This window comes from Paenibacillus bovis (genome assembly GCF_001421015.2).
Taxonomy (GTDB): domain Bacteria; phylum Bacillota; class Bacilli; order Paenibacillales; family Paenibacillaceae; genus Saccharibacillus; species Saccharibacillus bovis.
Genome location: NZ_CP013023.1, coordinates 4320044 through 4339226, shown reverse-complemented (window position 1 = coordinate 4339226; position 19183 = coordinate 4320044). Strand labels below are relative to the sequence as shown.

Annotated in this window: 16 protein-coding genes, 1 riboswitch and 1 other annotated feature; of the genes, 15 read left to right on the top strand and 1 reads right to left on the bottom strand. The window is 47.4% G+C overall.

Annotation, left to right across the window (positions count from 1 at the left end):
- Positions 1-27: 27 nt before the first annotated feature.
- From nadD to AR543_RS18455, 6 genes are all read left to right on the top strand, one after another.
- Positions 28-621, top strand: a complete 594-nt coding sequence (nadD, locus tag AR543_RS18480) for a nicotinate-nucleotide adenylyltransferase (RefSeq protein WP_060535875.1) — start codon at positions 28-30, stop codon at positions 619-621.
- Positions 602-1186 (top strand): bis(5'-nucleosyl)-tetraphosphatase (symmetrical) YqeK, encoded by a 585-nt coding sequence (gene yqeK, locus AR543_RS18475; protein WP_017811878.1) that lies wholly within the window; start codon positions 602-604, stop codon positions 1184-1186. The genes nadD and yqeK overlap by 20 nt, the downstream gene beginning before the upstream one ends.
- Complete coding sequence (rsfS, locus tag AR543_RS18470; RefSeq protein WP_060535874.1) at positions 1187-1534, top strand: ribosome silencing factor; 348 nt, start codon at positions 1187-1189, stop codon at positions 1532-1534. It begins immediately after the preceding gene.
- Positions 1531-2451 carry a CvfB family protein gene (locus tag AR543_RS18465; RefSeq protein ID WP_060535873.1) on the top strand — a complete coding sequence of 307 codons (921 nt, stop codon included), beginning with the start codon at positions 1531-1533 and terminating at the stop codon, positions 2449-2451. Before rsfS ends, AR543_RS18465 begins: the two co-directional genes overlap by 4 nt.
- A gap of 162 nt (positions 2452-2613) precedes the next feature.
- Positions 2614-3345: a class I SAM-dependent DNA methyltransferase gene (locus AR543_RS18460; RefSeq protein ID WP_060536843.1), complete on the top strand. Its 732-nt coding sequence runs from the start codon at positions 2614-2616 to the stop codon at positions 3343-3345.
- A gap of 220 nt (positions 3346-3565) precedes the next feature.
- Positions 3566-4666: a GGDEF domain-containing protein gene (locus AR543_RS18455; protein WP_060535872.1), complete on the top strand. Its 1101-nt coding sequence runs from the start codon at positions 3566-3568 to the stop codon at positions 4664-4666.
- Between the two features lie 184 nt (positions 4667-4850).
- Here the strand turns inward: AR543_RS18455 and AR543_RS18450 are convergent, their stop codons facing one another.
- Positions 4851-6926, bottom strand: coding sequence for a molybdopterin-dependent oxidoreductase (locus tag AR543_RS18450; RefSeq protein ID WP_060535871.1), 2076 nt, complete (start codon positions 6924-6926; stop codon positions 4851-4853).
- Between the two features lie 257 nt (positions 6927-7183).
- A riboswitch (SAM riboswitch) is annotated at positions 7184-7273 on the top strand.
- A 352-nt stretch (positions 7274-7625) separates the two neighbouring features.
- Here AR543_RS18450 and AR543_RS18445 point away from each other — a divergent pair.
- The 9 genes from AR543_RS18445 (at position 7626) to leuS (ending at position 19120) form a co-directional block, all read left to right on the top strand.
- Positions 7626-8654 carry a 2-hydroxyacid dehydrogenase gene (locus AR543_RS18445; protein ID WP_060535870.1) on the top strand — a complete coding sequence of 343 codons (1029 nt, stop codon included), beginning with the start codon at positions 7626-7628 and terminating at the stop codon, positions 8652-8654.
- Positions 8626-10113, top strand: coding sequence for an FGGY-family carbohydrate kinase (locus AR543_RS18440; RefSeq protein WP_060535869.1), 1488 nt, complete (start codon positions 8626-8628; stop codon positions 10111-10113). The genes AR543_RS18445 and AR543_RS18440 overlap by 29 nt, the downstream gene beginning before the upstream one ends.
- Positions 10114-10196: 83 nt before the next feature.
- Complete coding sequence (locus AR543_RS18435; protein ID WP_060535868.1) at positions 10197-11456, top strand: MFS transporter; 1260 nt, start codon at positions 10197-10199, stop codon at positions 11454-11456.
- A 326-nt stretch (positions 11457-11782) separates the two neighbouring features.
- Entirely contained in the window at positions 11783-12484 is a 702-nt protein-coding gene (locus AR543_RS18430) for a response regulator transcription factor (protein WP_082472276.1), read from the top strand.
- A gap of 1 nt (position 12485) precedes the next feature.
- Positions 12486-13421 carry a sensor histidine kinase gene (locus AR543_RS18425; protein ID WP_060535867.1) on the top strand — a complete coding sequence of 312 codons (936 nt, stop codon included), beginning with the start codon at positions 12486-12488 and terminating at the stop codon, positions 13419-13421.
- A gap of 171 nt (positions 13422-13592) precedes the next feature.
- Positions 13593-14537, top strand: coding sequence for an ABC transporter ATP-binding protein (locus tag AR543_RS18420; RefSeq protein WP_060535866.1), 945 nt, complete (start codon positions 13593-13595; stop codon positions 14535-14537).
- Positions 14509-15201 (top strand): ABC transporter permease, encoded by a 693-nt coding sequence (locus AR543_RS18415; RefSeq protein ID WP_060535865.1) that lies wholly within the window; start codon positions 14509-14511, stop codon positions 15199-15201. Before AR543_RS18420 ends, AR543_RS18415 begins: the two co-directional genes overlap by 29 nt.
- 30 nt (positions 15202-15231) lie before the next feature.
- Entirely contained in the window at positions 15232-16134 is a 903-nt protein-coding gene (locus tag AR543_RS18410) for a DUF4097 family beta strand repeat-containing protein (RefSeq protein ID WP_060535864.1), read from the top strand.
- 136 nt (positions 16135-16270) lie between these two features.
- Positions 16271-16541, top strand: a binding site (T-box leader).
- A 137-nt stretch (positions 16542-16678) separates the two neighbouring features.
- Entirely contained in the window at positions 16679-19120 is a 2442-nt protein-coding gene (gene leuS, locus AR543_RS18405; protein WP_060535863.1) for a leucine--tRNA ligase, read from the top strand.
- Positions 19121-19183: the final 63 nt, after the last annotated feature.

Below are 19183 nucleotides of genomic sequence, written 5' to 3'. Positions count from 1 at the left end.
AATAAAAAACGATTCGGTGGTGGGTTCATGAAAGTCGGTATTATGGGAGGTACATTTGATCCTGTGCATATCGGGCATATGCTGGCCGCAGAGGCTGCGCTGGAAGGCTGTGGACTGGACGAAGTCTGGTTTATGCCTTCACATATTCCGCCGCATAAGCATGCGGCAGGTGTCAGCGGTGAACAGCGTCTGGAGATGGTGGAGCAGGCTATTGGCACCAATCCGGCATTCCGTACGCTGGATATCGAGCTGGTACGCGGTGGTGTATCCTATACGATTGAGACGATTCGTGCGCTGCAGGAGCGATATGATCAGCACGAATTCTACTTTATTATCGGAGCGGATATGGTCAATTCGCTGACCGAATGGCATGGGATCGAAGAACTGGCACAGCGTCTGACCTTTGTCGGTGTAGGACGTCCGGGCTCGGTTATTCATACGGAGACCATGCCTGCCTATCTGCAGCCGCGGGTCGTACTCGTCAATATGCCGCAGGTGGATATCTCTTCGACAGACATCCGTGAACGTCTTGCTGCCGGACAAACGATCCGTTATATGGTGCACGATCATGTGTATGAATATATCAAGAGGAGTGGAATCTATGAATCTGACACGCGCTGAACTCATTCAATCCGTCTCCTCTCAAATGCCGGAAAAGCGCTGGCGCCACACCGAGGGTGTCATGCAGTCTGCTGTCGTGCTCGCCCGGCGCTATGGAGCTGATCCCGACAAGGCAGATATTGCCGCCATTTTGCACGATGTCGCCAAATACTGGCCGAGCGACCGTCAGGAGCAGCTGCTCCGTGACAAGGCGCTCAATGATGAACTGCTGTTATACGACAAGCCGCTATGGCATTCGGAGATCGGCGCGTATGTCGCCGAGACCGAATATGGTATTGAGGATACGGAGATTCTCAATGCGATCCGCTATCATACATCCGGCCGCGTCGGCATGACTACTTTGGAAAAAGTGATCTGTCTCGCGGATTATATTGAACCTGGTCGTGATTTTCCGGGAGTCGACCATATCCGCCGATTGGCGGAGACCAGTCTGGAAGCCGGACTGGTAGCAGGATTTGATTCCACGATTAATCTGCTGCTCGCGCGGCGTCAGGTGATTTACCCGTTAACCGTTTTGTCCAGAAATGATCTGGTCAAACAACTTGAATTGGAGGGAGAACTTTAAATGGCATTAAATCCGGAACAATTGCTGCAAATGACAATTGACGCAGCCGAAAGTATAAAAGCTCACGACCTGGTGGCACTGGACCTGAGAGGAATCTCACTGGTAGCCGACTATTTTGTAATCTGTCATGGTAATTCCGATACCCAGGTACAATCGATTGCATCCGAAGTGCGCAAGCGCGCTCATGATGCAAATGTAGTTATCCGCGGTATGGAAGGCGTGAATGCTGCCCGCTGGGTACTGATCGATCTGGGAGATGTAGTCGTACACATTTTCCATCGCGATGAGCGTGAATATTACAATATCGAGCGTCTGTGGTCTGACGCCAAAGTGGTGGAGAAAGTATGAGCCTGGAAGCAGGAAGAATTGTTACGCTTCCCATAGGACGTGAAGTATCTCCATATGGTTTTTTCCTGCTCGATGGTGAACAGGAAGTATTGATGCACTACAGCGAGCTGATCGGCAAAGTAAAAGTAGGCGACCGGGTGGAAGTGTTTATTTTCCATGATACCGAAGATCGTCTGGCAGCTACGATGAAAAAGCCGCTGCTTACCCTGGGTGAATTGGGCAAGCTCAAAATTGCCGACCTGCACCCGCGTCTAGGCGCCTTTCTGGAAATGGGTCTGGGACGCCAGTTGCTGCTGCCAATGAGCGAGCTGCCCGAGAAGCCCGAGCTGCGTCCGCATATCGGTGATGATGTCTATGTAGTAATGCAGCATGACCGTCAAGGTCGTCTGCTGGCTCGTCTCGCCGGTGAAGAAGAGTTCAGTCCACTGGTATTCCATGCTCCATCCACCTGGATGAATGAGTGGGTGGATGCACTGGTATACAAACCGCTGCAAATGGGTACCTTTGTACTCGTGGATGGCGGTGTACTCGGATTCGGCGCACTCGGTCTGATTCATCAGAACGAGCGCAGCCGGATGCTGCGTCTCGGTGAACGGGTCAAAGTTCGTGTTACCCAGGTACGTGAAGAAGACGGACGTTTGAATCTGTCGATGATTCAGCGCAAGGAAATCGGACGTGACGAAGATTCACAGCGTCTGCTGTCCTTTATGCTGGATCGTCCGGATCATGCGATGCCGTATTCAGACCGTACCCCGCCTGATGTGATCAAGCAGCGTTTTGGAATCAGCAAAGCTGCTTTCAAGCGCGCGCTTGGCAAGCTGATGAAAGAGGGCGTAGTCGTACAGGATCAGAACTGGACACGTATGGTGGACAAAAATGCCCCTGCTGCTGAAAGTTCCCCGGAATCGCAGCAATAAAAAGAACGAATGATTTTCAATACAGACGGAAAGGTGAGGGCTGCATTATGCAGTTCGAGCCTTTCTGTTTTTGCATCAGCCCGAAATGCGGACGTGCAAAAACAGGGAAGGACGGTTAAATTAGTGCCATACCGTAAGTTTGCCTATGTATATGATGAATTGATGGAAGATATGCCTTATCCGGACTGGCTGCGTTTTGTAAGGGAAGCGTGGGAGCGGTACGGAATGCCACGTACAGTAGCCGAGCTGGGCTGTGGTACCGGCAGTATCACGATTCCGCTGGTTAATTCCGGTTTCCGGATGACCGGGATAGATTTATCCTCGGATATGCTGTCGGTGGCCCGGGACAAAATGGAATCGACACCGCAGGGACACCGGCTGTTTCAGGATGGCAGTGTGCAGTGGATTTGCCAGAATATGACCAGCTGGCAGATGCCAGAGCCGGTAGACAGTGTTATTTCTTTTTGTGACTGTCTGAATTATTTGACCGAACCGGAAGATGTGATTCGTACGTTTGAGTCGACTTATAGTGGACTCAAGCCGGGGGGGACTTTTATTTTTGATGTGCATCATCCCAATACGCTGCGCCGTTACGACGAAGAGCAGCCATTTATGCTCGATGATCGGTCGATCTCCTATCTGTGGACTTGTGAATATAATCAGCCGCGCACAGAGATTGAGCATCATTTAACTATTTTCGCGCGGGTTAGTGAAGACAGTCAGTCCCTGTACGAGCGGTTTGAAGAAGTTCATATCCAGCGCTCCTACGAACAGGAATGGTTGACTACCGAGCTATACAAAGCCGGATTCCGTGATGTCAAATGCTATGCCGATTTTGAATGGATAGAAGCAGGCGACGATGCAGCCCGTTTATTTTTTGTTGCTGTAAAGTAATAATGATATGGTAAAATAATGGAATAATATGTAGCGTAAAAGCTCCTATAGTATAGGAGCTTTTTGCTTGTTTACGCTCCGATAAATAAAATAATCAACAATTGAGAAAAATGATGATATTTGTCGAAGTATGAATTGTGTATAATAAATAAAACAGGCAAATCCATGTGACAAGCTAATAGTCAGGCGAAATTCAATGCTACGATAATGGGGACGAGAGATGCAAACGATTATTCAGACGTTGTTCAACAATCTTACCTTTTTGACCACTATTCTTTTTTTTGGCAATCTTTTTCTAAAATTTATTGATCGAAAATTACATAGGGTAAACTGGCTTATTCCTGTGCTGGCGGGTATATTCGCCGGGATGATCGGGATTTGCATGATGAGCTTTTTCTCTATTCGTTTGCATACCGGCAACAATACCGTAATGGTGGATTTCCGCCAGCTGGCTATTATGATTTCCTTTTATTATGGCGGATCATGGAGTGGCCTTATTTCGGCTATCTTGATCGGCATTTATCGTCTGTTCAGTGGAGAGCCGCTGCAATTCAGTTCATGGGTGGGCTTTGGCAATGCCATGTTCACGTATGTGGTAACTTCTCTCTGTATGCGTCGCCAGCGGGAGATATCGCTGAAAGTCTGGTTTAGAGCGATTATTGCCACGCTGCTCGTCTATATTGTCGCGGTGACGATTCTGCAGGCGATTGAGCATATTATGTTGAATCTGCTGTTTGGACTATTATATATTTGCGCAGGTTTATTTGCTTATTATATTATCCGCTATATCCAGCGGGCAGACGATACGCTGGTAATGACCAGGGAAGCAGCCAATCATGATTTTTTGACCAAATTATATAATCCACGTGCGTTTGATCGTTTGTTTCGGCAGACACTCAATGAAGCCAGGGAACATCAACAATCTTTTGCGCTGGTCGTGGTAGATATCGACTTTTTCAAAAAGATTAATGATAATTACGGACATCTGAATGGAGACACGGTGTTGATCCAGGTAGCCGAGGTGCTCGGCCGAACTATCCGCCCGGGCGATTACTGTGCACGCAAAGGTGGAGAAGAATTTGCAGTTATTCTGAATGACTGCACCGAACAGCAAGCGCTGGAGCTAGCTGAGCAGATACGGATAACGATGCAACAGCACACCTTTGTATTGGAAGAAGGGCAGAATATTTATCTGACTATTTCGCTCGGAGTCAGCTGCTATCCGTTAACCGCGCCTGCCGAGCTGTTCCGTGAGGCTGACCGTGCCTTGTATGAAGCCAAGGAAAATGGACGTAATCGGGTCGAATTGGCGAATCAATAGCCAGTAGAATAGAGAATACTCCATACTACAAAGGCTGTCTCTCCGGTGAGGAGCAGACAGCCTTTTTGGTAGTCCTATTTTCGGGTGATCTTATGTTTGAATAATCTTGTTTTTTGATGATTCTATTTTTGAATATCACCATGTATCAGTGCTAATCCATTAGATAAAGGAAATGCTTGTCCACTTAGCCAATCGATTCCAGTGTAACTGGCAGCTGCTTTTTGTGTAGATCGACTCTGCCGGAGAAGAAAGTAGCACCACCGCCCATATCGGATAGGCGATCCGGAGTCAGCGCATTAACCAGATGAGCAGGCTGATGATCCGGTGTATCGGCCCACAATCCCTGGCTGACGACGACGCCAGGCAATACAGTTTCCCCGACAGCTGCAATCAGCTCGCAGGAGCCATACTGATTGGACAATACAACCGTATCGCCATCCGCAATGCCTTCCCGCTCGGCATCGGCTGTATTTATGAACAATCGCGGCAGCTTTTCCATACCGGCATGCTTGGCATTATTGGAGAAGGTCGAATTCAGGAAATTATGCGTAGGTCCAGGTACAAAAATATAATCGTGCTGATCCTGTTCTTGCAGCGGAATATACGTAGGCAGCGGCGGAAGTCCCAATCGTGCCATCGTGGCAGAATAGAGCTCCACTTTGCCACTAGGTGTCTCCAGCCGATCGGGATAGATCTCGGGGCGATTGGCTTTGAGATAATGATGGTCCTGCAGAGCATCATAATGAATTCCCTGCAAATACGGATTGGCCGGATGATCCAGAGCCTGGCGGATCAGCTGCTCATCACTATCCTGCAAGGCAGATTCTTCAAATCCCATCGCTGCTGCCAGCAGACGGAATACTTCGGTATTGGACTTACTTTGCCCGTAATTCTCGATAATCGGCTGTCCGAGCTGCATATAATGGTGCCAGTAAGAGGTGTAGAAGTCCAGATTCTCGAATGCAGACGTGGCTGGCAGCACAATATCCGCATACGCAGCTGTCTCTGTCAAAAAAAGATCATGTACTACGGTAAACAGATCTTCCCGTTCCAGTCCCTGACGCACCTGCGCCGCACGCGGTGCCACGACAGCCGGATTGCAGCTGTACACATACAGGGAATGCACCGGTGGCTGCGTGTCTGTTAATGCCCGTCCCAATTGATTCATGTTAAAGGAGCGTGTATTCCGATTTTGCAGCAGATCCGGCCGCTGCAGGGCGGCTGCATTATGGGCCAGATAAGCAGAGTTCGACCGAATCGCTCCACCGCCGCGTACCAGCCACTGCCCGGTCAGTACAGACAGACAGGTAATAGCACGCGTATTCATGCCACCATTATCATGATGCTGCAGTCCATTGCCGATACGAATCATGGCAGGAGACGTCTCGCTGTACATTCGAGCCAGCTTGTAAATATCTTCGACAGGAACACCCGTAATGCCGGACACAGTCGCTGGATCATATGATTTTACGTGTTCACGCAGTTCTTCATGACCAACTGTATATTCACGCAGGAAATGTTCATCTACCCGATCCTCGGCGAACAATACATGCATGAGGCCAAGCGCCAGTGCTGTATCCGTTCCGGGCAGTATGGGGATAAACCAGTCTGCCATACGACCGGTCTGATTGCGGTGTACATCAATAACAACGATTTTGGCTCCCTGTTTGCGTGCCTGCTGGGCGAGGGTAATCTGGTGCATATTGGTACTGACTGCATTGATTCCCCACAGGATAAACAGCCGGGTATGCACAGTATCTTCCGGGTCGGTTCCGATACTGCCACCCATCGTATATTTGAATCCTGCACCGCCAGCTGCTGTACAGATTGTACGTTCAATCTGACTGGCACCCAGTCGGTAGAAAAACCGGCGATCCATCCCCTCGGCGTTAATATTGCCCATATTTCCGTAAAAGCTGTATGGCAGAATACTTTCCGGTCCATGCTCGTCGATCAGGCTCTGCCAGCGTGAAGTAATCGTCTCAATCGCTTCTTCCCAGGTAATCGGTTTGAACTGGCGGCTGCCTTTGGGACCTGTACGTTTGAGCGGCTGGGTAAGGCGCTGATCATCATAAATACGCTCAGCCATATGCCGAACTTTATTGCAGATATTGCCACGGGTGACTGGATGTTCGGGGTCACCGGCGATTTTGGTGATTTTTCCATTTTCTTTGTGAACAAGCAGCCCGCACTGATCCGGACAGTCCAGTGAGCAGACTGTTTTGAAGATGCCGTCCGGTTGTTGAGTATACGCAGACATGAATCACTGCCCCTTTCGAAATCTTTTATTCTTTTAAATTTTATCAAAAATAGTTATGTTTTAATGTTGACTTTGTTACTCGGTTTAATTAGAATTAAGAAAAATTATTGTCGAATCGACAAAATTAGTCAAGCTAACATTGCTACATATCATAGCGTGTTCATTATCAATGTACAACCGTATTATTGAATATACATACAAATTGATAATGAAAAAATAGCCTGATCTGCTCCTGTACAACTACATATCCATTGTATTTTCTATCCAGAGAGGTGGAGGGACTGGCCCTACGAAACCTCGGCAAAAACGTGCCAATTCCAGCAGACGATTCGTCTGGGAGATAGGAAAGAAGGATTTATCATGTGTATGACTGAGAGATACCGTTGGTTGAACAACCGTTATCCTCAGCATCATAAAACCTCTTTCCGCACCCAGGGAAAGGGGTTTTATTTATTTTCTGCCATTTGGATTCTTCTTTATTTGACAGGAACTGCTGATAGATAGCAGTGGATGATACAGAAAAGCTGAGAAGCAATCATTGCAATCGAATTTACCACATCACCCGATCACCGGCGTGACAAGATGTTTCTCTACTCTTATGCTTCTTTACAGTAAAGCTACACTACATTGTCACTTTAATGCTTTTTATTATTAAATAGATTGATTTATCCATATTCGTGCATGAAGGAGAGATTCATAATGAAAATTCTGATTACTGCACCTTATAACGAGCGAGGACGTCAGCAGCTGGCTGAACAGTTTGGAGAAGTTATTTATCGCTGCTGGAAAGAGCATGGTCAGGCTTATCAGGAGCAAGAACTGATCCAACTGCTGCAGGAGACAGAGGCAGACGGATTGATTGCCGAGCTGGATCAGGTTACGGCGCATGTGCTTAACGAAGTGCCTTCATTAAAATTTATCGGCGTATGCAGGGGAACACCGTCCAACGTAGATGTGCAGCTGGCGACTGAGCGAGGCATTCCTGTATTTTATACTCCGGCACGCAATGCCCAGGCTGTCGCAGAAATGGTGGTAGGAAGCCTGATTACGCTACTACGTAATGTTATTCCATCCAGTCAATGGCTGGAAGCGGAGCAATGGCAAAGCGGCAGTCTCACCGCTTATCTGAAGTTCAAAGGTAACGAGCTGGCCGGCAAAAAGGTCGGCATGGTCGGTTTTGGTGCGGTAGCGCAGCGGACAGCCGGTATACTGCGCAGCTTTCCTTGTGATATTCAGTATTACGATCCGTATGTGACCAGTCCCGATCCGCGTGACCGGAAGCTCACACTGGAAGCGTTATTTGCAGACAGTGATATAGTCTCGATTCACCTGCCGGTTACCAAAGAGACCAGAGGGCTGATTGGAGAAGAATTATTGTCCCGGATGCAGCCGGATTCGATTTTGGTGAATACGGCACGTTCGGTGGTAGTGAAACACAGAGATCTGGTGCATCTGCTGGAGCAGAAACGGATTCGCGGAGCCATTATTGATGTATTCGATCAGGAACCGCCGCTGCCGCAGGATTATGAATTGATTCGCTTGCCCAATGTGCTGGCGATTCCCCATCTGGCCGGGGCTACGTATGAAGTGGAAGATCATCATGTAGAGATTATGAATCAGGCGTTGCTGCAATGGTTTGTGAAAAATGACCATTCTGTACGCACACTGTACAACAAAGCCATACTGGAGGCGAATTCAAATGACACAGCAAGCATATCTCGTATTTGATATCGGCACAGGCAATGCACGGGTAGCCGTTACCGATATCCATGGACAGATTCTGGCGATTGAGCGCGCTGATATTGCCTACCAGCGTGATCCTTTATATCCCGATGCCTGCAGCTTTGTACCGGAGATACTATGGGAACAGATTATTGGCTTGACCCGGACAGTTCTGTCAGCTGTAACGGATGCAAGGATTGCCGGTATTACTTCGACCAGTCAGCGTCAGGGTATTGTACTGATCGACGGGCAGGGGCAGCCCTATCTGGGACTGCCCAATATAGATAATCGTGGCCGGGAATGGGAAGCGGCAGCAGGGGATCATCAGCGTATTTACCAACAGACAGGCAGAACGCCATCTGCACTATTTTCAGGTATGAAGCTGGTTGGACTGCGTGAACGGCGGCGTGCCCAATATGACGTTATGAGCCGATTTACCAGTATTAGCGACTGGGTGACGTATCAGTTGAGCGGCATACTGGTATATGAGCCTTCCCAGGCTTCGGAGACGCTGCTGTATGATGTGGCGCAGGCCGACTGGTCTCTGGATATGTGCAGCAACTTTGGTATTGATCTATCCACACTTCCACCGCTGGTACCATCCGGTACCGTTCTCGGTACATTGACAGAAGAGATTGCTGTTCAGCTCGGGCTGTCCAGTACGGTTCCTGTTATTGTCGGCGGAGGAGATACCCAGCTGGCTATGGCCAGTACGGGAGCCAAGCCGGGAGATATGGTTATCGTATCCGGTACGACGACTCCTATTGCCAAAGTAACCGCCGATTATATCAGCGATCCGAATAGTGTTGCCTGGATCAATGCGCATACATGGCCGGGACAATGGCTGGTAGAGACCAATCCCGGTATTACCGGGCTCAATTATCAGCGTCTCAAAAGTATATTTTATCCGAATGAAAGTTATGCAGTCATGGAACAGGAGATTGGTGAACTGGGAGACAGCGAGTGTGTATCTGCACTGGGTGCCTATCTGTCCAGTGAGAAAAATGCACGGGTACAGGGAGGATTTCTGTTTGATGCACCGATCTCCGATCAACTGAGCCGCGCTCATTTTGTACGGGCTGCACTATATGAGATTGCTTTCTCGGTCAAAGTAAACTTTGAACAGCTGATGCAAGTGACGCCGCTGGACAATCCCGTGATCCGCGCCTGCGGCGGCGGTCTGCAGAGTCGATTGCTGGCGCAGACGCTGGCTAATCTGCTGGGCCGGGAAATACGTATTGCCAAAGGCTACGAGCAGGCTTCGGTCGCTGGAGCGGTAGCACTGTGCAATACGGCACTGGGGTATACTGCCGATGCCGACGAGTATTCCTTTACTTCTTTTAGGCCTGAATACAATACTGCACTGGAGCAGGATTATCAGCAGTGGCGGCAGACCCAGCTGTTTTTTGCCAGTCAAAAACAAGCGTTGGCAGCTGAAGTATCGGCAGCAGATAGACACGGCTGATCTGCAGATCCATTTTTGTATGCAATTCATAAGGAAAGATTACCATACATGAGCTTGACCAATTGTGCAGAGGAGTGTGGATAATGAACGTACTGGACCGTATCGGGATTCCCAAAACGCTGGCCTGGGGCTATCTGGGCGTGTTGATCTTTATGATGGGAGATGGACTGGAGGCTGGCTGGCTCAGTCCTTATCTGGTGGAGCAGGGACTGAGTGTGCAGGATGCCGGTCTGCTGTTTACGATTTATGGAGTTACACTGGCGATCGCTTCCTGGTTTTCCGGCGTATTTCTGGAGGCATTTGGTGCCAAGAAATCGATGCTGCTTGGCTTTTTGTTTTATGTTATCGGTACGTCGGCTTTTATCGCTTTCGGTGTCTCATCGCTGAATTATCCGCTTATGCTGATCACCTATGCAGTCAAAGGATTTGGGTATCCGCTGTTTGCCTATTCTTTCCTGACGTGGGTGACGTACCGGAGTCCGCAAAATCGGCTGAGTACCGCGATCGGCTGGTTCTGGGTAGCGTATTCCGGCGGTATGTTCGTACTGGGTGCATACTATTCCAGTTATGCCATTACCCATCTGGGATATATGACAACACTGTGGAGCGCAGTTGTACTCGCAGCGGTTGGTGCCGTATTCGCCTTGCTGCTCAACCGGGATAAGCTTCCCAAAAAAGCAGGCAATACCCGCGAGACCCTGCAGGAGCTGCGCAAAGGATTGACTATTGTCAAAACCCATCCCAAAGTGGGATTGAGCGGTATTGTGCGTATTATTAATAGTGTTGGTTCGTACGGATTCCCGGTATTTCTGCCGCTGCATATGGCGCAGTATGGAATCGCCACCACGACCTGGCTGAATATCTGGGGAACGATTTTCCTTGGTAATATTGTATTCAATCTGCTGTTCGGCATTATTGGTGACAAGTTCGGCTGGAGACAGACGGTCATGTGGTTTGGTGGCGTAGGCTGCGGAATCTTCACACTGCTGCTGTATTATGTACCGGAATGGACAAACGGTAATTTGTGGATGACCACTATTGTCGGCTTTATCTGGGGCGGTCTCCTGGCAGGCTATGTACCGATTGCAGCGCTGGCTCCGTCCGTGTCCGGTGGCAATAAAGGCCCGGCGATGTCGATCGTCAATCTGGGTGCAGGTTTGTCTGCCTTTATCGCGCCGGCGATTGCGTATGCATTTATCGGGACGATTGGAGCACAGGGCGTCGTCTGGGTATTCGCCATCCTGTACTTTATCAGTGCCGTGATTACCCGGTTTATTACTACACCGGAAGAAGAAGCAGCTCGTGACCGGGCCAGGGCAGGAGTGAGTCGCAAGATTGCCTGATCAAGGGGTCCTGCAGTAGAGGCAATAAATAACGCATAACACGTTACTAGCAGAGAACCAGCACATAACAGGAACAGATTTATCCAAGCAGCCGGAGTTAAAGCTCCTGCTGCTTTTTTATAGGTAATCTGCTGCTGAGTATTCTGGATAAAGGCAGCAGGTAGATATAGAACAAATCTTGATATAGAGAGAAAATCACATATATAAAAGTTATAAAAAGGTATATTGTTCCTCTATATACATAAGGAAACATTAAAATATAAAAGTGTAAAATAAATTGGATCTGCCGTAGAATAATAAGGAGTATACATAGGGAGGGATCGCGGTTGAACGATCGAATTTTGTTGATTGAAGATGATGTATCCATCAGCGAAATGATTCAGGTGCAATTAATCAAAGAAGGATTTGAGATAAGCTGCGTCTATGATGGAGAACAGGCACTTGAAGTATTTTCGGAAAAGATGTTTGATATGATTTTACTTGATTTAATGCTTCCCAAACTGGACGGAATCGAAATTCTGAAAATAATTCGGGCACAAAGCATGATCCCTATCCTGATTATGTCTGCCAAAGACGGAGATCTCGATAAGGCTCTCGGATTAGGGTTTGGCGCAGACGATTATCTGTCCAAACCTTTTTCCATGATGGAACTAACGGCCAGAATAAAAGCCAATCTCCGTCGTGCGCACCAGTATTCCGCTCCGGTCAGTTCTGCTGCACATTCAGAAAAGATTCATATTGGTGAACTGAATCTGGATACCGATAATTTTACCGTCTACAAAAGCGAAGATGAAATCAAACTGACAGCCAAAGAATTTCAGATTCTGAAATTGTTTATGACCCATCCCAAAAAAGTATTTACCAAAGCCCAGCTGTATACTCTGGTCTGGGGAGAAGATTATTATGGCGACACCAATGTGATTAACGTACATATGAGAAGACTGCGCGAGAAGATTGAAGATGACCCATCTGCTCCTCAATATATCAAAACCTTATGGGGAATCGGCTATAAGCTGGGAGAATTTTGAGATGGATATGATCTGGGGAATGATCACGATTGTGCTATTGCTGCTGGTTCTTTTCCAGCGTCACCGTTACAAACAGCAGCAGGCCAATTTGCTATATGCGCATACCAAATTAAAAGCTATTACCGATCAGCGTACCGAAGAGAAACTGCTGCTGCAAACCGAAGATATTCATCTAAAAGCACTATTAAACGAAATAAATCGGCTGCTGGAACATAATCAGAAAACAGCTGCCTCTTACTATCAGATGGAAATATCGATTCGCAAGATGCTCTCCAATATATCCCATGATCTGCGTACTCCACTGACAGTGGTTCTTGGTTATCTGGAGGTCATACTGAATGATCCCGAGTTGACCCGGCAGGAAGTGGATGTTCTGCTTGCCAAAGTGCATAACAAATCGATAGAAGTGCTTCATTTAATGAAGAAGTTTTTTGATCTGGTCAAGCTGGAATCCGGCGATCATGAGATCGAGATTTCCAAAATAGACGTGAGCGAGATTTGCCAAGCCAATATTCTGGCGTTTTATGATATTTTGACAGCCCGGGATATAGAAGTGGTGATCGATATTCCGGATGATCGCCCCTGTCTGGCCTATGGCAATGAAGAAGAGCTGCATCGTATTCTGAACAATCTGTTATCCAATGCCATTCAATATGGTAGCGAGGGACATGTAGTAGGATTATCTGTATATCGTCATAACAAGCATATTGGTATTGATATATGGGACCGGGGACAAGGAATCGGTGAAAAGCACCAGGACCGTGTATTTGAACGGATGTATACGCTGGAAGATTCACGAAATCGTCTGTATCAGGGAAGCGGTCTGGGACTAACAATCACCAAACGGCTTGTAGAGAAAATGGGCGGGACTATCTCGGTTACCAGTACACCCTATCAAAAGACTGTATTCACTGTGATGCTGAAAAGTTATGCCTAAGCCAAACCGTTCAAAACTATTGACTGTATAGCAAAAGAGGACAGGCCGCTTTTCTTTTCAACAAGAAAAACACAGAAATTAAGAAATAAGTAAGAGTTGATTAATCAAAAAGCAATCTCACTCCTGTAAAGTAAATGTACAAGCAGTCTATTACATGAAGGAGGAAAAGCAGTGACCTACCTGATCAAAACCCATCAGCTCAGCAAAAGCTATGCTGGTCATGAAGTAGTCTCCAATCTGAATATGAATGTCAAAAAAGGAGAGATTTACGGTTTCCTGGGACCCAACGGTGCAGGCAAAACTACCGTTATGAAAATGATGACCAATCTGATCAAGCCATCCAGCGGTGAGATCGAGCTATTTGGAGAGAAAGTAACCGGACATTCTTATGAAATGCTGAAAAGAATCGGCAGTATTATCGAATTCCCCGTCTTTTATGACAAATTGAGCGCCCGTGAGAATTTGCAGCTGCACTGTGAATATGCCGGTTATTATAATCATCTGGCTATTGAAGAAGCATTGTCTCTGGTCAACCTGCAGCAGGTCAATGATAAACCGGTCAAAAGCTTCTCACTGGGTATGCGTCAGCGTCTTGGAATCGCCCGTGCAATTATGACCAAGCCGGAACTGCTGATTTTGGATGAGCCGACAAATGGACTTGATCCGGTAGGGATCAAGGAGCTGCGCGGCTTGTTCCGGATGCTGTGTGATGAATACCGGATTACCATACTCATTTCCAGCCATATTCTGAGTGAAGTAGAGCAGATTGCCGATACTATAGGAGTGATTAACAAAGGGCAGTTGATTGAAGAAGTGACTGTCAGGGAAATTCATGAACGCAATACCGAATATATTGAAATCCGGAGTGAAGATACGCAAAAAGCATTATACGTGCTGGAAGAAATTTTGGGTATCGACAATTTCAAAGTAATTGCCGATTCAAAAATACGAATCTACAGTCTATCCCTGACACAGGGAGAAATCGCCAAACAATTTGTTCTGAATGGCGTTCATATTGAAGAAATCAAAAAAAAGAGCCACTCGCTGGAAGATTATTTTATCAATCTGCTGGATGGAGGATTACAGCATGCTGAAGTTACTTCGTCTGGAAATTAAAAAGTATCAATTATGGCATTACATAAAGGGTGTACTTATCGCCAACCTTTGTTTTTTGGCACTGCTGGTATTGATCTATGTCATGGAGACCAAGGACGGTCATATTCCTTTTGAGAGCTATGATATGGCATTTATGATTATTGATAGCCTGGTAAGGGCGACTTTTACCATATTCGCCGCTGTTCTGATCGCCAGACTGTTTGTGGAAGAGTATAAGACCGGATCGATTTCTGTGCTGTTTATGTATCCTGTCAAAAGGCAGAAATTGATGATTGCCAAAGTGTTGATCATTGCTATGTTTACGTTTACGACCATCTTTGTATCGAACGCGGTAATGGGAAGTCTTTTTTATTTGACGAACCAGACGGTTCATTTTCTGGCTGAACCGATGACTTCCGATATATTTATGCGTAACCTGCGGAGTGTGCTGATCAGTGCGCTGGCTTCTGCCGGGATAGGCCTGATTCCACTATATATCGGAATGCGCCGCAAGTCCGTACCTGCCACACTCGTATCCGCTGTATTGATTGTTGCTCTTACAGGTGGCACCAGCAATGATTTCTCCATGTTCGCTATTACAGCAGTTCCGGTTAGTCTGGCTGCTGTTGGGCTGCTGTCTGCATATCTGTCTATTCGTAATGTAGAAAGCAAAGATATTGTATAATATAGGCCAACTGGCGAGGAGAGTAAAAGGATGAAACGTTCGTTATCTACAGGTATAGCTATAATTATAGTAGGAGTATGCGTTATCGGCTATTGGAGTTACACTCATTTTAATCAACAAAGCACTGTTCATGAACAGAAATCGATGCCTTCCACCTCTATCCATAGTCTGAACATTCGTACCTCTGCTACAGATATTGAACTGCTGCCTGGCGAGCAGGATCAGATTACAGCCACACTGGACGGGAATATGCATACAGATTCCAAGGAAAACTATTCTTTCACGATGATACCGGAACAGGGCGTTATGAATGTCCAGGTAGAGACACAGAACAATATGTTCGGTATCCAGTTAGATCCTATCGATAATTTGACATTAAAAATAAAGATTCCATCGAAAACGTGGGATCAGATCACAGTTATGACTTCGTCCGGTCAAATGAAGCTTCATGATCTTGCTGCTAACAGGATAACAACGCAATCCAGTTCCGGCGATCAGCAGATTTCCGGCTTGCAAGTAGCCGGAACCGCCATTATCCAGACCAGCAGCGGCGATATTACAGCAGAGCACAATGAAGCAGCAGATTCCAAATGGGAAACCACCAGTGGCACTATTCATTCTTTACAGCTATCCGGTCAGCGTACACAGATTACAACTTCATCCGGTGAAATCGATTATACCGAGAAGCAGCCTGTATCGGATGTAGAGCTCACTACTTCGAGTGGTGATGTAAATGCCAAAAGCGCAGCTACGAGCAACTCGCTGCAGTTACAATTTACAAGCAGCTCGGGAACAGCAAATATCCAGATCCCAGGAATGACCTTCCAGGAAAAATCCGAGCATCGTATAACCGGTATGCGGGGGACAGGCAAGCTTCTTCAGCATATAAAGGTAAACACCAGTTCCGGTGATATGAAGATCAGTCAGCTATAGTATATATAGTTTATGCATAGTGCAGCTGGCATTTCTTTTTGACCACCGGATATTTCTTTCATTGACTTTACCGGCTAACTTTTTTACAATAAAACCATTGTTATAACCGGACAGCCATCGCTGACTGGTTCATACTTAATACTCAGTGAAAAGGAATAGTAATATCAGCAAGCATTACATAGAGAGTCGGCGGCTGGTGCAAGCCGATATGATGCTGATGTGAACTCGCCTTGGAGATATGTGTCAGGAATTACAGGATTGATCCGTACAGTGAATCGGATCTATATCCATGTATTCTCAAACACATCGGCTTCCTGCCGTTATCAGGCAACTAAGTGAGTGAATGGTGAAGCATACCTGTTCGCTAACTAGGGTGGTACCGCGAGATTCAACCTCTCGTCCCTAGCGATATTATACGCTGGAGACGAGAGGTTTTTTGTTGCTTTCGGACGTCAAGAGTGCATTGTCCGGACGGATAACAAGCGCAGCATAATGATAATGGAATTACCGGAACAGCCATACTTAATTTAGAGGAGGAAATACTATGACAGAAGTACACACGTCCCAGCCGGGCTATCGTCCGCAGGAACTGGAACCCAAGTGGCAAGGCTACTGGGATGAGCACAAAACATTCAAAACGACCGAGGAGCCGGGCAAACCGAAATTTTACGCGATGGACATGTTTCCTTATCCATCCGGTGCCGGTCTGCACGTAGGCCATCCGGAAGGCTACACAGCGACAGATATCGTTTCCCGCTACAAGCGTATGCAGGGCTACAATGTACTCCATCCGATGGGCTGGGATGCATTCGGTCTGCCGGCCGAGCAGTATGCGATCGATAATGGCGGTCACCCGCGTGAATTTACCATTCAGAATATTAATAATTTCCGCCGTCAGATCAAGTCTCTCGGTTTCTCCTACGACTGGGATCGCGAGATCAGTACAACCGATCCGGATTATTATAAATGGACCCAGTGGATCTTTATCCAGCTGTATAACAAGGGTCTGGCTTATATCGCCGAGATTCCGGTCAACTGGTGTCCGGCACTGGGTACGGTACTGGCGAACGAAGAAGTTATCGACGGCAAGAGTGAGCGCGGCGGTCATCCGGTTATTCGTCGTCCGATGCGTCAATGGATGCTGAAGATTACCGAATATGCAGATCGTCTGCTGGAAGATCTGGATGAACTGGACTGGGCAGAAAGCATCAAGGATATGCAGCGCAACTGGATCGGCAAATCCAAAGGTGCAGAAGTTACTTTCCAGGTAGATGGAACAGAAGAAGAGATTCGTGTCTTCACAACTCGTCCGGACACCCTGTTCGGAGCTACTTACTGTGTACTGGCACCTGAACATCCGCTGGTAGAAAAAATTACAACTGCCGAGCAACAGGATGCAGTCAAAGCTTATCAGGAAAAAGCTTCCCATAAGAGTGATCTGGAACGTACCGACCTGAACAAGGATAAGAGCGGTGTATTCACAGGCGCTTATGCAGTCAATCCGGCCAATGGGGAGAAACTGCCGATCTGGATTGCCGATTATGTACTTGCTGCCTATGGTACCGGTGCAATCATGGCAGTTCCGGCTCATGATACACGCGACTGGGAATTCGCGCAGAAGTTCGAACTGCCGATTGTCGAAGTGGTTGCTGGCGGCGATGTGACGCAGGAAGCCTACACAGGTGAAGGTGAACACGTAAATTCCGGTATGCTGAACGGTATGCAGATGGAAGAAGCAATTTCCACCATGATTCAGTGGCTGGAGGAAAACGGCAAAGGCGAAGGCAAAACGACCTACCGTCTGCGTGACTGGCTGTTCAGCCGTCAACGTTACTGGGGTGAGCCGATTCCAATCCTGCATCTGGAAGATGGTACGATCAAGCCGGTACCGGAAGACAGTCTGCCACTGCTGCTGCCGGATCTGGAAGAAATCAAGCCATCCGGTACGGGAGAATCACCACTGGCGAATGCGACTGACTGGGTGAACACCATCGATCCGGAGACAGGCATGAAAGCACGTCGCGAGACCAATACGATGCCACAATGGGCAGGCAGCTGCTGGTACTATCTGCGTTATATCGATCCGAAAAATAATGACGAACTGTGCTCCAAAGAAAAATTGGACTTCTGGATGCCGGTTGACCTGTATATTGGCGGCGCCGAGCATGCGGTACTGCATTTGCTGTATGCGCGCTTCTGGCACAAAGTACTGTACGATATCGGCGTAGTTAATACCAAGGAGCCTTTCCAGAAGCTGATTAACCAGGGTATGATCCTCGGTACCAACAACGAGAAAATGAGTAAATCCCGTGGTAACGTTATTAACCCGGATGATATCGTAAATGAATATGGAGCAGATACACTGCGTCTGTATGAGATGTTCATGGGACCACTGGAAGCGACCAAGCCATGGAATGAGAATGGTGTCGAAGGTATGCACCGCTTCCTGGCACGTGTATGGCGCCTGTTTATTAATGAAGAAGGAACGATCAGCTCCAAAATCGTCGACGATGGCGGCGATGACAACTTCAAGCGCACATGGCACAAAACGATCAAAAAAGTAACCGAAGATATGGAGAATCTGCGCTTTAATACGGCGATCAGCCAGCTGATGATCTTTATCAACGATGCTTACAAAACAGATGAGCTGCCTCGCGAAGCGATGGAGAACTTTATCCAGCTGCTGTCTCCTCTGGCACCACATATCGCCGAGGAACTGTGGTCCCGTCTGGGTCACGACGGTGGTATCACTTATGTAGAATGGCCAAAATACGATGAAGCCTGGACAACCGAATCCGAAGTGGAGATCGTGATCCAGATTACCGGCAAAATTGTACAGCGCGTCAACGTAGCCAAAGATATGGATGCCAAAGCGATGGAAGAATTCGCAATGTCCCTCGATGCGGTCAAACAGGCGATCGAAGGCAAAACGGTACGTAAAGTTATTGCAGTACCGGGCAAACTCGTTAACATTGTAGCCAACTGATTAAGCGTTTCTTTGTGATAAGAAACAAGCCTAACGGCTAGCCATACAGATGCCAGCAATTCA

Coding starts and splice junctions, on each gene's coding strand:
- leuS (WP_060535863.1), top strand. CDS start 16,679: ATGACAGAAGTACACACGTCCCAGCCGGGCTATCGTCCGCAGGAACTG.
- nadD (WP_060535875.1), top strand. CDS start 28: ATGAAAGTCGGTATTATGGGAGGTACATTTGATCCTGTGCATATCGGG.
- yqeK (WP_017811878.1), top strand. CDS start 602: ATGAATCTGACACGCGCTGAACTCATTCAATCCGTCTCCTCTCAAATG.
- AR543_RS18460 (WP_060536843.1), top strand. CDS start 2,614: ATGGAAGATATGCCTTATCCGGACTGGCTGCGTTTTGTAAGGGAAGCG.
- AR543_RS18435 (WP_060535868.1), top strand. CDS start 10,197: ATGAACGTACTGGACCGTATCGGGATTCCCAAAACGCTGGCCTGGGGC.
- AR543_RS18465 (WP_060535873.1), top strand. CDS start 1,531: ATGAGCCTGGAAGCAGGAAGAATTGTTACGCTTCCCATAGGACGTGAA.
- AR543_RS18455 (WP_060535872.1), top strand. CDS start 3,566: ATGCAAACGATTATTCAGACGTTGTTCAACAATCTTACCTTTTTGACC.
- rsfS (WP_060535874.1), top strand. CDS start 1,187: ATGGCATTAAATCCGGAACAATTGCTGCAAATGACAATTGACGCAGCC.
- AR543_RS18410 (WP_060535864.1), top strand. CDS start 15,232: ATGAAACGTTCGTTATCTACAGGTATAGCTATAATTATAGTAGGAGTA.
- AR543_RS18440 (WP_060535869.1), top strand. CDS start 8,626: ATGACACAGCAAGCATATCTCGTATTTGATATCGGCACAGGCAATGCA.
- AR543_RS18450 (WP_060535871.1), bottom strand. CDS start 6,926: ATGTCTGCGTATACTCAACAACCGGACGGCATCTTCAAAACAGTCTGC.
- AR543_RS18415 (WP_060535865.1), top strand. CDS start 14,509: ATGCTGAAGTTACTTCGTCTGGAAATTAAAAAGTATCAATTATGGCAT.
- AR543_RS18445 (WP_060535870.1), top strand. CDS start 7,626: ATGAAAATTCTGATTACTGCACCTTATAACGAGCGAGGACGTCAGCAG.
- AR543_RS18425 (WP_060535867.1), top strand. CDS start 12,486: ATGGATATGATCTGGGGAATGATCACGATTGTGCTATTGCTGCTGGTT.